This window comes from Streptomyces sp. NPDC059454, from assembly GCF_042749965.1.
Taxonomy (GTDB): domain Bacteria; phylum Actinomycetota; class Actinomycetes; order Streptomycetales; family Streptomycetaceae; genus Streptomyces.
Genome location: NZ_JBHYVC010000025.1, coordinates 1 through 14954, shown reverse-complemented (window position 1 = coordinate 14954; position 14954 = coordinate 1). Strand labels below are relative to the sequence as shown.

General features: G+C 72.3%; 13 protein-coding genes. 6 read left to right on the top strand and 7 right to left on the bottom strand.

What is annotated here, in order from left to right; genetic code table 11:
- The first annotated feature begins 15 nt into the window (after window positions 1-15).
- The 3 genes from ACFXAE_RS18860 (at window position 16) to ACFXAE_RS18850 (ending at window position 3405) form a co-directional block, all read left to right on the top strand.
- Window positions 16-717 carry a hypothetical protein gene (locus tag ACFXAE_RS18860; RefSeq protein ID WP_384715675.1) on the top strand — a complete coding sequence of 234 codons (702 nt, stop codon included), beginning with the start codon at window positions 16-18 and terminating at the stop codon, window positions 715-717.
- A gap of 96 nt (window positions 718-813) precedes the next feature.
- Window positions 814-1629, top strand: a complete 816-nt coding sequence (locus ACFXAE_RS18855; protein ID WP_384715672.1) for a DsbA family protein — start codon at window positions 814-816, stop codon at window positions 1627-1629.
- Window positions 1630-1719: 90 nt separating this feature from the next.
- Entirely contained in the window at window positions 1720-3405 is a 1686-nt protein-coding gene (locus ACFXAE_RS18850; RefSeq protein ID WP_384715669.1) for an alkaline phosphatase D family protein, read from the top strand.
- Window positions 3406-3417: 12 nt separating this feature from the next.
- On the opposite strand, the gene ACFXAE_RS18845 is transcribed toward ACFXAE_RS18850, so the two are convergent.
- Window positions 3418-3993 (bottom strand): dienelactone hydrolase family protein, encoded by a 576-nt coding sequence (locus tag ACFXAE_RS18845; RefSeq protein WP_384715666.1) that lies wholly within the window; start codon window positions 3991-3993, stop codon window positions 3418-3420.
- Window positions 3994-4100: 107 nt separating this feature from the next.
- On the opposite strand from ACFXAE_RS18845, the gene ACFXAE_RS18840 reads away from it, so the two are divergent.
- Window positions 4101-5216, top strand: coding sequence for a mechanosensitive ion channel family protein (locus tag ACFXAE_RS18840; protein WP_384715663.1), 1116 nt, complete (start codon window positions 4101-4103; stop codon window positions 5214-5216).
- 7 nt (window positions 5217-5223) lie between these two features.
- Here ACFXAE_RS18840 and ACFXAE_RS18835 read toward each other — a convergent pair whose 3' ends face one another.
- The 6 genes from ACFXAE_RS18835 to ACFXAE_RS18810 all read right to left on the bottom strand — a co-directional run bounded on the left by ACFXAE_RS18835 (window position 5224) and on the right by ACFXAE_RS18810 (window position 10831).
- Window positions 5224-5964, bottom strand: coding sequence for an SDR family NAD(P)-dependent oxidoreductase (locus ACFXAE_RS18835; RefSeq protein ID WP_384715660.1), 741 nt, complete (start codon window positions 5962-5964; stop codon window positions 5224-5226).
- Window positions 5965-6072: 108 nt separating this feature from the next.
- A complete protein-coding gene (locus ACFXAE_RS18830) occupies window positions 6073-7659 on the bottom strand; it encodes a Na+/H+ antiporter (RefSeq protein ID WP_384715657.1) in 1587 nt (528 codons plus the stop codon).
- Window positions 7660-7746: 87 nt separating this feature from the next.
- Window positions 7747-8214, bottom strand: coding sequence for a GNAT family N-acetyltransferase (locus tag ACFXAE_RS18825; RefSeq protein WP_384715654.1), 468 nt, complete (start codon window positions 8212-8214; stop codon window positions 7747-7749).
- Complete coding sequence (locus ACFXAE_RS18820; protein ID WP_384715651.1) at window positions 8211-9155, bottom strand: RluA family pseudouridine synthase; 945 nt, start codon at window positions 9153-9155, stop codon at window positions 8211-8213. The genes ACFXAE_RS18825 and ACFXAE_RS18820 overlap by 4 nt, the downstream gene beginning before the upstream one ends.
- 43 nt (window positions 9156-9198) lie before the next feature.
- Window positions 9199-9795 carry a signal peptidase II gene (gene lspA, locus ACFXAE_RS18815; RefSeq protein ID WP_384715648.1) on the bottom strand — a complete coding sequence of 199 codons (597 nt, stop codon included), beginning with the start codon at window positions 9793-9795 and terminating at the stop codon, window positions 9199-9201.
- 67 nt (window positions 9796-9862) lie between these two features.
- Window positions 9863-10831, bottom strand: a complete 969-nt coding sequence (locus tag ACFXAE_RS18810; protein WP_384715901.1) for a TraR/DksA C4-type zinc finger protein — start codon at window positions 10829-10831, stop codon at window positions 9863-9865.
- Between the two features lie 49 nt (window positions 10832-10880).
- Between ACFXAE_RS18810 and ACFXAE_RS18805 the strand changes: the two genes are divergently transcribed.
- Window positions 10881-11012, top strand: coding sequence for a hypothetical protein (locus ACFXAE_RS18805; RefSeq protein WP_384715913.1), 132 nt, complete (start codon window positions 10881-10883; stop codon window positions 11010-11012).
- A 627-nt stretch (window positions 11013-11639) separates the two neighbouring features.
- Complete coding sequence (gene ileS / locus ACFXAE_RS18800) at window positions 11640-14783, top strand: isoleucine--tRNA ligase (protein ID WP_384715645.1); 3144 nt, start codon at window positions 11640-11642, stop codon at window positions 14781-14783.
- The last annotated feature ends 171 nt before the right edge of the window (window positions 14784-14954 follow it).

The window sequence follows — 14954 nt, the reverse complement described above, 5'->3', positions numbered from 1 at the left end:
ACACTCTTCACCGCCATGGACATATCCGGAACCCAGCTCAGAGCCGTACGCGCGGCGCTGTTCACGGCCGTCGTCGTGACGCTCAGCACCGCGTCGCACGTGCTGCTGTCCGGGGTCCCGCTGCCGCTGAACACGGTGGCCGCGATCGCCGCCGCCGTGTTCGGGCTGGCGTACGCCCTGGCGGGGCGGGAGCGTTCCTTCGGGCGGATCGCCGCCCTGCTGATCCCGCTGGAGCTGGCCGCCGACACCGTCTTCACCACCGGCCAGCACGTCTGCTACGGCCGGATGGGCGGACCCGTGGCGGGCCCGCTGCGCTCCGTCGGCTTCGACGTGCTGTGCGGCGACGGCACCAGTGTGGGCGCGCCGCTCGCCCGGGCCACCGGGCACGCCGCCGAGGGCGGCGACCGGCTGGCGGCCCTGCTGGCGCAGGCCGACCCGGCGACCGCCTGGGCGCTGCTCGGCGCGCACATCGGGGTCGGTCTGTTCGCCGCCGCCTGGCTGCGCCGCGGCGAGCGGGCGCTGGCCCAGCTGCTGAGCGCGGTGGCGGCCACGACGTTCCGGCCGCTGCTGCTCGCGGTCGCCGCGGTGACCGTGCGCCGGGCCCCGGAGGTCCTCCGGCCGGCCCGCCCGGTCCGCCGTACCGCCACGGCCCGGACCCTGCTCCTCGCGCACTCCCTGGGGCGGCGCGGACCGCCGTGCTCCGCGGCTCTCGCCTGAGGCGTTCCCCGCCCCGGCGAACCCCCTGAGCACCAGCAGTCCCCCATACGTATCCCGCACACGACCCGTGTGCGCGTCCCCCGTGGAGACATCACCATGAGCAAGCGGAACAGCCAGGCGGCGAAGTCGGCGGCCCGAGAGCGGCTGCGCGAGGAGCGCGAGCGCCAGGCGAAGAAGGCGAAGGTCAGGCGACAGCTCATCGTCGCCGCCTCGGTCGTCGGTGTGCTGGCCGCGGCCGGCGGCATCGGCTACGCGGTCGTCCAGGCCAACCAGCCCGACTACTGGGAGTCCGCGAAGGACGCCAAGCTCGTCAAGCCGGCCCACACCAGCGGCGAGAACGGCACGACCGTCGTCATCGGCAAGGACGACGCGAAGAAGACCCTCGAGCTGTACGAGGACCCGCGCTGCCCGGTCTGCGCCTCCTTCGAGCAGACGGTCGGCGAGACCATCGAGAAGGACGTCGAGGACGGCAAGTACAAGATCCGCTTCATAGGCGCCTCGTTCCTCGACCGCGGCCTGACCGGCGAGGGCTCCAGGAACGCCCTGAGCGCCCTGGGCGCCGCGCTGAACGTCGACCCCGACGCATTCCTCGCCTACAAGAGCGCGCTCTACTCGGCCGAGTACCACCCCGAGGAGTCGGACGACAAGTTCGCGGACGACGCGTACCTGATCAAGATCGCCAACACGGTCGACGCCCTGAAGAACAACAAGGAGTTCCAGGCGGACGTGAAGGACGGCACCTACGACAAGTGGGCGCTGGAGATGTCCGACGTGTTCGACAGCACCGAGGGTGTCCAGGGCACGCCGACGCTGATGATGGACGGCAAGAAGCTCACCGGCTCCGACGGCCAGAACGCGCCCATGACGGTGGACGAGTTCAACACGGCCGTCGACGCGGCACTCAAGGCCTGAACCCCGACCGGCTGACGGCGCGCTGAAGAGCGGGCGAACTTTCGCGAGTTCGCCCGCTCTCGCGTGTACCTGTCAGTAACCTGATCGGCTGTGACCAGTCGACACAGATCATCCGAGAGCGCCGTCCCCGCCACCACGGCCCCCGACTCCCTCGCGCCGCGCCGTCGTACGGTCGTCAGGGCGGCCGCCGCCACCGCGGTGCTGGCCGGACCGCTCGCCGCCGCCCCGCCCGCGCGTGCCGCGACCACGCGGGCGCCCGCCTTCCTGCACGGCGTGGCCTCCGGCGACCCGCTGCCGGACGGCGTCCTGCTGTGGACCCGGGTGACGCCGGTGCCGGAGGCGATACCCGGCTCCGGGCTCGGCCCGGACACCGAGGTGAGCTGGACCGTCGCCCGGGACAAGGCGTTCACCGACGTCGTCGCGAAGGGTTCGACGCTCGCCACCGCCGCCTCCGACCACACCGTCAAGGCGGACATCCGCGGCCTGCGGCCGGCCACCGACTACTGGTTCCGCTTCTCCGCCGGCGGCGCCGACTCCCCCGCCGCCCGCACCCGCACCGCCCCGGCCGCCGACGCCGCCGTGACCGGGCTGCGCTTCGGCGTGGTCTCCTGCTCCAACTGGGAGGCCGGCCACTTCTCGGCGTACCGCCACCTCGCGGCCCGCGGCGACCTGGACGCCTGGCTGCACCTGGGCGACTACCTCTACGAGTACGCCGCCGGCGAGTACGGCACCCGCGGCGGGGCCGTCCGACCGCACACGCCCGCCCACGAGATCGTCACCCTCGCCGACTACCGCGCCCGGCACGGCCAGTACAAGACCGACCCCGACCTCCAGGCCCTGCACCACAGGGCGCCGGCCATCGCGATCTGGGACGACCACGAGATCGCCAACGACACCTGGTCGGGCGGCGCCGAGAACCACACCGAGGGCGCGGAGGGCACCTGGGCGGCCCGCCGGGCCGCCGCCAAGCAGGCCTACTTCGAGTGGATGCCGGTACGGCCCGCGATCGCCGGCACCACCTACCGCCGGCTCCGCTTCGGCAAGCTGGCCGACCTCTCGCTCCTCGACCTGCGCTCCTTCCGCTCCCAGCAGGTCTCCCTCGGCGACGGCGAGGTCGACGACCCGGACCGCACGCTCACCGGGCGCGCCCAACTGGACTGGCTGAAGGCGGGTCTGACGGCGTCCGACACCACCTGGCGGCTGGTCGGCACCTCGGTGATGATCTCGCCGTTCGCCCTCGGCTCCCTCCCCGCGAACCTCCTCAAGCCGCTCGCGAAGCTGCTGGGCCTGCCGCAGGAGGGGCTCGCCCTCAACACCGACCAGTGGGACGGCTACACCGACGACCGCCGCGAACTCCTCGCCCACCTGCGGACGAACGCCGTCCGCAACACGGTCTTCCTCACCGGCGACATCCACATGGCGTGGGCCAACGACGTGCCGGTGAACGCCGGTACCTATCCGCTGTCGGCATCGGCCGCCACGGAGTTCGTGGTCACCTCGGTCACCTCCGACAACCTCGACGACCTCGTGAAGGTCCCCGAGGGCACCGTCTCCGCGCTCGCCTCCCCGCTGATCCGGGCCGCCAACCGGCACGTCCACTGGGTCGACACCGACCGGCACGGCTACGGCGTGCTGGACGTCACCGCAGAGCGGGCGCAGATGGACTACTACGTGCTGTCGAGCCGTACGGAGGCGGACGCCACGTCCGAGTGGGCCCGCTCCTACCGCACCCGCAGCGGCACGCAGAAGGTCGAGCGCGCCCACCACCCGGTCTGATCCGCGCCCGGGTCAGTCCTCCAGCGAGTCGAGGAAGCCGAGCGCCACCCGCCAGGTGGCCTCGGCGGCCTCCTCGTCGTGGTCCGGCAGGTCGGGGTCGGTGTAGAGGTGGCCGGCCCCCGCGTACCGGTACACCTCGACGTCGGCCCCGGTCCGGCCCATCCGCAGGTACCAGGCGGTGAGCCAGTCGTCGGTCTCGAACGGGTCGGGCTCGGCGACGTGCAGCTGCACCGGCAGTTCGTCCGCCGAGGCGCTCTCCGCGATGTCCGACGTGCCGTGCAGGAGCAGCAGTCCGCGCGCCTTGTCGTCGCCGAGGGCCAGCGTCTGGGCGACGGAGGCGCCGAAGGAGAACCCCGCGTACACCAGCCCCCGCTCGGAGTAGGGCGCGGCGGCCAGCACGGCCCGCTTCAGCAGCTCCTCCTTGCCGGTCTCCTCCTTGTACGCCATGCCCTCCTCGACCGTGTCGAACGTGCGGCCCTCGAAGAGGTCGGGCGTCCACACCTCGTGTCCGGCCGCGCGCAGCCGGTCCGCGGCCCGGTGCACCGCGGGCCGCAGACCGTAGGTCGAGTGAAAGAGCATGATGTTCATGCGGTCCATGGTGCCAGCCCGGTGTGACGACGCCGGATCGCGGCACTACCCGCGATCGCGCGGAAGTCACATGTTCATGCCCGCCCGGGCCGGTTAGGTTCGGGGGCATGGATGACGTGCTCCGCCCATTGATCGTGGTCGGCGGCTCGGTCGTGCTCACACTGCTGCTCGGCTGGGCCACCGACCTGTTGCTGCGCAAGGCCGACGAACGCCACCACGAGACTCCGCTGTGGGGCCTGCTGCGCCGCGGCCGGATCCCCTACCAGCTGCTGCTGTGCGCGGCCCTGCTGAGAGGGTCGTACGAAGAGGCGGGACTGCTGCCGGAGCACGAGACCGCCGTCGGCCGGACCCTGACCCTGGTACTGATCGGCTCGGCCGCCTGGCTGGCGATCCGCATCGCGGCCGCGGTCGTCGAGACCACGTACACGCGGTACGCCAGCAACCACCGCGAGCGCGACCCGGCGCGGGTCCGCCGGGTGCGCACCCAGGTGACGCTGATCCGGCGGGTGGTCTCCGCGATCGTCGGTGTGGTGGCGGTGGCCGCGATGCTGCTGACCTTCCCCGCGATGCAGGCGGCCGGGGCCTCGCTGCTGGCCTCGGCCGGCATCCTCGGCATCGTCGCCGGCGTGGCCGCCCAGTCCACCCTGAGCAACATGTTCGCCGGGCTGCAGATCGCCTTCGGCGACATGGTGCGCATCGGCGACACCGTGGTCGTGGACGGCGAGTGGGGCACGGTCGAGGAGATCACGCTGACCTTCCTGACCGTGCGCACCTGGGACGAGCGGCGGATCACCATGCCGGTGTCGTACTTCACGTCCAAGCCGTTCGAGAACTGGTCGCGCGGTACGCCGCAGATGACCGGCACCGTCTTCTGGCACCTCGACCACTCGGCGCCGCTGGAGGCGATGCGCGACAGGCTCCGCGACATCCTGCGGGAGTGCCCGGCCTGGGACGGCCGCGCCTACAACCTGAACGTGACGGACAGCACGCCCAGCACGATGGAGGTGCGGGCCCTGGTGACGGCCAAGGACGCGGACGACATATGGACGGTACGGGTCGAGGTCCGCGAGCAGATGATCCGCTGGCTGGCCGACGCGCACCCGTACGCGCTGCCCCGGGTCAACACGGCGGACGCGGTGCTGCCGTCCCGCCTGGACGGCCACCGCTCCCCCGGCGGCGTGCCGGCGGCCCGTCGCGCGCACAGCCATCCGAGGGAGCGCTGAGCGGCACTCAGTGGCCGCGTTCGGCGCCGCCGTTGACCTGGATGATCTGGGAGGTGATGTGTGCGGCGCCCGGGGAGGCGAGCCAGTGCAGGGTCGCGGCGACGTCCCCGGGCGTTCCGGCGCGCCCGTCCAGGGTCTCCTCGACCAGCCGGGCACGCAGTTCCTCGTCGATGCCGTCGCCGAAGAAGGCGGTGTCCTCGATGTAGCCGGGGGCGACCACGTTCACGGTGATGCCGTGCGGGCCCAGTCTCCGGGCGAGGTCGTGGGCGTACGGGTGCAGCCCGGCCTTGGCCGCCGCGTACGCCACCTGTCCGTGGCCCCGGTAGGCGGCGATGGAGCCGATGAACAGCACGCGCCCGCCGGGTTCGGCGAGCCGGGCCCGCAGGGCCTCGGTGAGCAGTGCGGCGGTCAGCAGGTTGAGCCGGAAGTTGACCGTCCAGGAGCGGACGACGGCGTCGAGCGGGTCGTCACCGCCGGCCGGGGGTTCGAGGAGCCCGTTGCCCCCGGCGCTGTGGATCAGCACGTCCACCGCGCCGAACTCCCGGCCCACGAGGCCGGCGACACCCCGCACGTCCTCGGGGTCGGCGAGATCGGCGGCGTACGTCAGGGCACCCGGCACCTCGGCCCGCTCCAGCACGTCCTTGCGCCGCCCGAGCAGCAGCACCCGGTCCCCGTCGGCGGCGAACACCCGCGCGGCGGCGAGCCCGATCCCGGTGCCACCCCCGCTGATCACAACATTCCTGGTCATATGCAGACTCTACGAACGAAAAGCTGCCAATGACGCCAAGCCCTCACGGGAAACGCCCACTTCTCGACTGACCGGGCCGGCCGGTACGCGGGTGGGGGCACGCCCCCGTCAGCGCAAGCTGCGCACGTCCAGATGCCGCAGCACCCGGTCCACGACCGCCGGATCCGCCCCCGGCTCGCTCCGCGCCGCGATCACCTCGTGTCGCGCCGCGCTCAGCATCTCCCGCTGAATCGCCCGCACCCGCTTCAGCCGCCGCGCCCGCTGCCGGTGCGCCTCCCGCCGCTCGTCGTCCGCGAGGTCCGGGCTGATCCGCACCCCGATGTCGAAGGCGCTGCGCAGCATCTGCTCGGACAGCTCCTCCGGCAGCTCCTCGGCCTCCTCGATCTCGCGCAGCCTGCGCTTCGCCGCCCTGGCCGCCCGGACCGCCAGATCGTGCTCGAACCGCTTCTCCCGCCCGGTGTCGGCCCGTACTCCCAGCCGCCCCACCAGCCACGGCAGACTCAGCCCCTGCACCAGCAGGGTCGCCATGATCACGCCGAACGCGATGAAGACGATCTCGCCCCGGCCGGGAAACCCGCCTCCGGTGTCGGTCTCCAGCGGAATCGCCAGTGCCAGCGCCGCCGAGGCCACCCCGCGCATCCCGGACCACCACATCACCACGGTCTCGCGCCAGCTCACCGGGATCTCCTCGGCGGTGTCCCGCGCGGCGTGCAGCCGCTTCGTCAGCCAGGTCGCCGGCAGCAGCCACAGCAGCCGGACCAGGACGACCACGCCCACGATCACCGCCGCCCAGGTGAGCAGTTCGCCCCAGTGGCCGGCCGCGGTCCTTACCGCGTTGTGCAGTTCGAGCCCGACCAGCCCGAACGCGACCCCGGTCACGAGGGTGTCGACGATGTCCCAGAAGGTGTGCCCGGCCAGCCGGGTCATGACGTCGTCGGCGTCGGTGGCGTACTCGACGAGGAACAGCGCGGTGGTGAGCACGGCGAGCACACCCGAGCCGTGCAGTTCCTCGGCCAGGACGTAGGAGGCGTACGGCACGAGCAGGCTCAGCCCGATCTGCAGGGTCGCGTCCCCGAGGAGATCCATCAGCTTGTTCGCGCCCCAGCCCAGCGCGAGCCCGACCGCCACCGCCACCACGGCCGACAGCACCAGGTCGAGCCCGGCCTCCCAGGCCGAGAAGCTGCCGCTCACGGCGGCGGCGATCGCCACGTTGTAGAGGACGATGGCCGTGACGTCGTTGAAGAGCCCCTCGCCCTCCAGGATCGACACCAGCCGGCGCGGCAGTCCCAGCTTCCCGGCGACGGCGGTCGCCGCGATCGGGTCGGGCGGCGCGACCAGCGCGCCGAGGGCCACGGCCGCGGCCAGCGGCAGCCCCGGCACGATCGCGTGGGCGACGACGGCCACGCACAGCGTGGTGACGAAGACCAGCGCCACCGCGAGCAGCAGGATCGGTCTGACGTTCGCCGCGAACTGCCGCCAGGAGGTCCGTCGTACGGCGGCGTGGAGCAGGGGCGGCAGCAGCAGCGGGAGGATCAGGTCGGGCGGGACGTCGACGTTCGGCACGAACTCCAGCAGCGCCAGGACGGCCCCGAGGACTGTCATCAGCACCGGTGCCGGCAGCCCCAGCCGCTCCCCGACCGGGACGCTCACCACGGCCCCGAGCAGCAGGGCGAACAGCAGGGTCAACTGATCCACGGTCACGGCTCCGGGCGGATCGACGATCGGCGGGCGGATCTCCACCCTGCCACGCCGACGCCCTCACCCGGCCGTTCGCGGCCCCGGCTACAGAACGCGCCGCATGGCCCGGTGCGGCATCCCCGCGTCCGGGAATTCGGGCCCGTACGCCTCGTAGCCCAGCCGCTCGTAGAAACCGAGGGCGTGCGTCTGCGCGTGCAGGTCGACGGCGGTGAGGCCCCGCGCGCGGGCCGCCTCCTCGATGGCCCGCACCAGCGCCGCCCCGGCCCCGAGGCCCCGTGCCCGGCGCGTCACCGCGAGCCGGCCGAGGGAGCCGACCGCCGGGTCGCCGCCGTTCTTCGCCGCGGCGGCCTCGCCGTGCAGCAGCCGCCCGGTGCCGAGCGGTGTGCCGTCCTGCCCGACCGCCAGCACATGGACGGCCCCGGCGTCGTGGGCGTCGTACTCGATGTCCTCGGGGACGCCCTGCTCGGCGACGAAGACCTCCTTGCGGACCGCGAAGCACGCCTCGCGGTCGGCGGGCCCCTCCGCCACACGGACCACGTACGGGTGGCTCACGCGTAGGTCTCCTCGCGGACCTGGTCCAGCGCCTGCCGCAGGTCCTCCGGGTAGTCGCAGGAGAACTCCGCCCACTGCCCGTCACCGGGGTGCTCGAAGCCGAGGCGCACGGCGTGCAGCCACTGGCGGGTCAGCCCGAGCCGCTTGGCGAGCGTGGGGTCGGCGCCGTAGGTCAGGTCGCCGACGCAAGGGTGGCGGTGGGCGGCCATGTGGACGCGGATCTGGTGGGTACGGCCGGTCTCCAGCTTGACGTCGAGGAGGGAGGCGGCGCGGAAGGCCTCGATGAGGTCGTAGTGCGTGACGGACGCCTTGCCGTCGGCGGTGACCGCCCACTTGTAGTCGTGCTGCGGGTGCCGGCCGATGGGGGCGTCGATGGTGCCGCTGGTGGGGTCGGGGTGGCCCTGGACGAGCGTGTGGTAGCGCTTGTCGACGGTGCGCTCCTTGAACTGGCGCTTCAGTGACGTGTACGCGTACTCCGACTTGGCGACGACCATCAGTCCCGAGGTGCCGACGTCGAGGCGGTGCACGATGCCCTGGCGCTCGGCGGCACCGGAGGTCGAGATGCGGTACCCGGCGGCGGCGAGACCGCCGATCACCGTCGGGCCGGTCCAGCCGGGCGAGGGGTGGGCGGCGACGCCGACGGGCTTGACGATCACGACCACGTCGTCGTCGTCGTGCACGATCTCCATGCCCTCGACCGGTTCGGCGACCACCCGCACCGGCGCGGGCGCCTGCGGCATCTCCACCTCGAGCCAGGCGCCGCCGCTCACCCGCTCCGACTTGCCGACCACCGATCCGTCGACCGTGACCTTCCCCGCGGCGGCGAGCTCGGCCGCCTTGGTGCGGGAGAAGCCGAACATGCGGGAGATGGCGGCGTCGACGCGCTCGCCCTCCAGGCCGTCGGGTACGGGCAGGGTACGGATCTCGGGAATCGTGCTCACCCGTCGAGTATGCCGGACGGGGCCGGCAACCCCGTACGCGCGTTCAGTCCTTGTGGACGGTGCCGTCCGGGTCGAGGCCGCGGAACGACAGCAGCACGATCAGGATGCCGCCGCACACGATCGCCGAGTCCGCCAGGTTGAACACGGCGAAGTGCTTGGGCGCGATGAAGTCGACCACCGCGCCCTCGAAGACACCCGGCGAACGGAAGATCCGGTCGGTGAGGTTGCCGAGGGCGCCGCCGAGCAGCAGGCCGAGCGCGATCGCCCAGGGCAGGCTGTAGAGCTTGCGGGCGAGGCGGATGATCACCACGATCACGGCTGCCGCGATCACCGTGAAGATCACGGTGAAGGCCTCGCCGAAGCCGAAGGCCGCGCCCGCGTTGCGGATCGCCTCGAACCTCAGCCAGTCCCCGACGATCTCGACGGGCTCGTGGTGCTCCAGCTCGGCGACCACGATCATCTTGCTGATCAGATCGAGGGCGTACGCGAACACGGCGACGGCGAACAGCACGGCGATCCGCCGTTTGCCGCGGGGCCGCTCGGTCTCCGCCGCCGTCCCTTCGGTGCCGGCCCGGTCCTGCTCGTCCCGGTCCGCGTCCGGGGTGTCCGGCGTACCGATGATGCGCTCCGCCTCTGCCACGTGAGTCCCTCAGCCCTAGGTACCTGACTAAAGGACGAGGGTACGGCACGCCCCGCGCGCCCGCCGATCAGTACCGTCGCTCCTGCTTCTGCTTGCACTCGACGCACAGGGTGGCCCGGGAAAAGGCCTGCATGCGGGCCTTTCCGATGGGGTTGCCGCAGTTCTCGCAGAGGCCGTAGGTGCCGGCGTCGAGGCGCTGGAGGGCGCGCTCGGACTGGGTGAGCATCTCGCGCGCGTTCGCGGCGAGCGCGAGTTCGTGCTCGCGCGTGATGTTCTTGGTGCCGGTGTCGGCGTCGTCGTCGCCCGCGCCGTCGCCGGAGTCCCGCATCAGGCCGGCCAGCGACTGCTCGGAGGAGGTGATCTCCTCGCGCAGCCGCAGCGCCTCGGACGTCAGCTCGGCCCGCGCCTTCTCGACCTCTTCCGGGGTCCACGGCTCCTCGCCCGGACGTACCGCGAGGTCGCCCGGTCCCGCCGCACCGATCCGGGCCTTGGGTACGGGGCTCTTCGCCGCCGTGGCCGTGCCAGGAGTCTTCTTCGCACCCACCGTCGTCGCTCCCGTCTGCGCCGCGGCATCCACCGCGCCCGCGTCATCGGCCGTGCTGTGCCCGGCCACATCCTGTACGGACCCACTGGCCCCTGCGGCGCCGCTCCCCGAGCGACCCGCCCTGGGGGACCCCGCGGAAACCGCCCCCGGGGCGGCCCCCTTTCCCGGTACCCGACCGGCCGCCTGCTCGCGGCCCCCCTTCCCGGCCACCGCCTCCTTGGCCGCGGGTGTCTTCCCGACGGCCGCTTCCCCGGCCGCCTTCCGCGCGGGTGGCCTCTTCGCGGAGGCATCCCCGGCCACCGCCCTCCGCCCCGTCGTCTGCGCCGCCTTCACCTTCGTCGTCGCCGCCTTCCGCGCGGGCGGTCTCTTCGCCCGCGCCTCTTCGGCGGACGCAGCCCCGGCTGGCGTCCCCCGCGCGGTGGCCTTGTCCGCGGGTTCCTCCTTGGCCGTGGCCTTCTTGACCGACGTCTTCTTGGCCGATGTCTTCTTCACGGGTGACGTGGCCGGCGACCCGGTCTCCACCGTCACTCCGTCGTGAGCCGTGCGCGCCGCCGCCTCCTTGGCGGCGCCCGTCGCCTTCTTCGCCGTCTTCCTGGCGGGTGCCTCCGCCACCGCCCTCTTCCTCGCCACCGCCTCCCCGGCAGGCGCCCTCTTCCTGGCCCCGCCGCCATGAGCGGGCCCGGGCCTGCCGGACGGTGCCGGCTGCTGTACGGCGGTCTTCTTCGCCACCATGGCCGCGGCCCCTTCACATATTGTGATCTTGCACGCAAATCGCTCTGGGACGATAAATCGACTTGAGCCCCGCGGCAACGGGGCACACCGCCCCGTTGCCCCGCCCCGCGGCGAACCTGCATGCGTTGTGCCCAGCTCCCCGCCGGGTATGCCGCCGACACGGACCTCCGGGCCCCGGACGGGCACACCGCGCCATTCGAGGTACGCCGGGTCGTACGGCGGGCGGAAATCCGGTCGGCCGCCGTCCCCGCCGCGCCGTACACTGGGCGGAGCGAAAAGCGTGGATGGGGACGAGTAGCGGCGTACGCGGCCCAGAGCGACCCGGGGACGGTGTGAGCCCGGGGGCGAGCGCGACGTGAAGATCACCCCGGAGCCGCCGGAAGAAACCCCTGCACGGGGCGGTAGACCCGGTATCGCGACCCCAATGAGGGGGCTCACCGGAGCGAGTGTCGCACCGGGGGGCCAAGGAGGGTGGTACCGCGGGAGCGCGCCGACAGCGGCGCAGGGATCGACACAGCTCTCGTCCCTCCGGACGGAAGGCAGCAAGTCCGCCGGAGGAAGCCCGCTGATGACAACGCCGACATACCGCCAGGTACCCGCCCAGGTCGACCTGCCCGCCCTCGAGCACGCGGTGCTCGACTTCTGGCGCGAGCAGAAGATCTTCGCCAAGAGCCTGGAGCAGTCCGAGGGCCGCCCCGAATGGGTGTTCTACGAGGGCCCGCCCACCGCCAACGGCATGCCCGGTGCCCACCACATCGAGGCCCGCGTCTTCAAGGACGTCTTTCCCCGCTTCCGCACCATGCGCGGCTACCACGTGGCCCGCAAGGCCGGCTGGGACTGCCACGGCCTCCCGGTGGAGCTGGCCGTCGAGAAGGAGCTCGGCTTCTCCGGCAAGCAGGACATCGAGGCGTACGGCATCGCCGAGTTCAACGCCAGGTGCCGCGAGTCGGTGACCCGGCACACCGACGCCTTCACCGAGCTGACGACCCGCATGGGCTACTGGGTCGACCTCGACGACGCCTACCGCACCATGGACCCGGAGTACGTCGAGTCCGTCTGGTGGTCGCTGAAGGAGATCTTCGGCAAGGGCCTGCTGGTCCAGGACCACCGCGTCGCCCCCTGGTGCCCCCGCTGCGGCACCGGCCTGTCCGACCACGAGCTGGCGCAGGGCTACGAGACGGTCGTCGACCCGTCCGTCTACGTCCGCTTCCCGCTCACCTCAGGACCGCTGGCCGGCGAGGCCGCGCTGGTCGTCTGGACGACGACCCCGTGGACCCTGGTCTCCAACACCGCGGTCGCCGCCCACCCCGAGGTCACCTACGTCGTCGCGACGAACGGTGAGGAGAAGCTGGTCGTCGCCGAGCCGCTGCTCGCCAAGGCCCTCGGCGAGGGCTGGGAGGCCACCGGTCAGTCCTTCACCGGCGCCGAGATGGAGCGCTGGACGTACCGGCGCCCCTTCGAGCTGGTGGAGTTCCCCGAGCCGGCCCACTACGTGGTGAACGCCGAGTACGTCACCACCGAGGACGGTACGGGTCTGGTCCACCAGTCCCCCGCCTTCGGTGAGGACGACCTCAAGGTCTGCCGCTCCTACGGCCTGCCGGTGGTCAACCCGGTCCGCCCCGACGGCACCTTCGAGGAGGACGTCCCCCTGGTCGGCGGCGTCTTCTTCAAGAAGGCCGACGAGAAGCTCACCGCGGACCTCGACGAGCGCGGCCTGCTCTTCAAGCACATCCCGTACGAGCACAGCTACCCGCACTGCTGGCGCTGCCACACCGCGCTGCTCTACTACGCGCAGCCGTCCTGGTACATCCGCACCACGGCCGTCAAGGACCGCCTGCTCCAGGAGAACGAGAAGACCAACTGGTTCCCGGACTCCGTCAAGCACGGCCGGTTCGGCGACTGGCTGAACAACAACATCGACTGGGCGCTGTCCCGCAACCGCTACTGGGGCACCCCGCTGCCGATCTGGCGCTGTGAGGACGACCACCTCACGGTCGTCGGCTCCCGCGCGGAGCTGACCGAGCTGACCGGCACCGACCAGTCGGACCTCGACCCGCACCGCCCGTACATCGACGAGGTCACCTTCGGCTGCCGCCACGACGGCTGCGGGAAGACGGCCACGCGCGTGCCGGAGGTCATCGACGCCTGGTACGACTCGGGCTCGATGCCGTTCGCGCAGTGGGGCTATCCGTACAGGAACAAGGAGCTGTTCGAGAGCCGGTACCCGGCGCAGTTCATCTCCGAGGCCATCGACCAGACCCGCGGCTGGTTCTACACGCTGATGGCGGTCGGCACCCTGGTCTTCGACAAGTCGTCGTACGAGAACGTCGTCTGCCTCGGTCACATCCTCGCCGAGGACGGCCGCAAGATGTCCAAGCACCTGGGCAACATCCTGCAGCCGATCCCGCTGATGGACCAGCACGGCGCGGACGCGGTCCGCTGGTTCATGGCGGCCGGCGGTTCCCCGTGGGCGGCCCGCCGGGTGGGCCACGGCACCATCCAGGAGGTCGTCCGCAAGACGCTGCTGACGTACTGGAACACGGTCGCCTTCCAGGCCCTGTACGCCCGTACGTCGAACTGGGCGCCGAGCGAGGCCGACCCGGCCCCGGCCGACCGCCCGGTCCTCGACCGCTGGCTGCTCTCCGAACTGCACGCGCTCACCGACCAGGTGACCCAGGCACTGGAGGGCTACGACACCCAGCGCGCCGGCAAGCTGCTGTCCGCGTTCGTCGACGACCTGTCGAACTGGTACGTGCGCCGCTCCCGGCGCCGCTTCTGGCAGGGCGACAAGGCCGCGCTGCGCACCCTGCACGAGGTCGTGGAGACGGTCACCCGGCTGATGGCCCCGCTCACCCCGTTCATCACCGAGCGGGTCTGGCAGGACCTGATCGTCCCGGTCGCCCCGGGCGCCCCGGAGTCGGTGCACCTGTCCTCGTGGCCGGAGGCGGACCTGTCCGCGATCGACCCGGAGCTGTCGCGGCAGATGGTGCTGGTGCGGCGGCTCGTGGAGCTGGGCCGGGCCACGCGCGCGGAGTCGGGCGTGAAGACCCGCCAGCCGCTGAAGCGCGCGCTGATCGCGGCGGGCGGCTTCGCGGATCTCGCCCCGGAGCTGCACGCGCAGATCACCGAGGAGCTGAACGTCGAGTCCCTGGCGTCCCTGTCCGAGGTGGGCGGCTCGCTGGTGGACACCACGGCGAAGGCGAACTTCCGCGCGCTGGGCAAGCGGTTCGGCAAGCGGGTCCAGGACGTGGCCAGGGCGGTCGCGAACGCGGACGCCGCGGCGCTGTCCCTGGCACTGCGCGAGGGCACGGCCTCGGTGGAGGTCGACGGTGAGACGGTCACCCTCGCTCCGGACGAGGTGATCATCACGGAGACCCCGCGCGAGGGCTGGTCGGTGGCGTCCGACGCCGGCGCCACGGTCGCCCTGGATCTGGAGATCACGGAGGAGCTGCGCCGCGCGGGCCTGGCCCGTGACGCCATCCGCCTGATCCAGGAGGCCCGCAAGAACAGCGGCCTGGACGTGGCCGACCGGATCGCCCTGCGCTGGACGGCCACGGAGCCCGCGGCGGTCGCCGCGCTGACCGATCACTCCGCCCTGATCGCGGACGAGGTCCTCGCCACGGACTTCGCGCAGGGCGAGGCGGACGACACGTACGGGGACGCCTTCGCGGACGAGGGCCTGTCACTGACGTTCCGCCTGCGGAAGGCGTAAGCCTCCCGGTGAGCCCCGCGCCCCCAGGGGCGCGGGGCCTCGTCGACATGCGGCTTCGCCGCGCGGGCGCGGCCGGCCACGCACCACCCGCGGGCGCCGGACGGCCTGCCCCGCGGACGGGAAGGCACGACGCAACGCCGAAGGCCCGGCCCACCGGAAAACCTCGGTGGG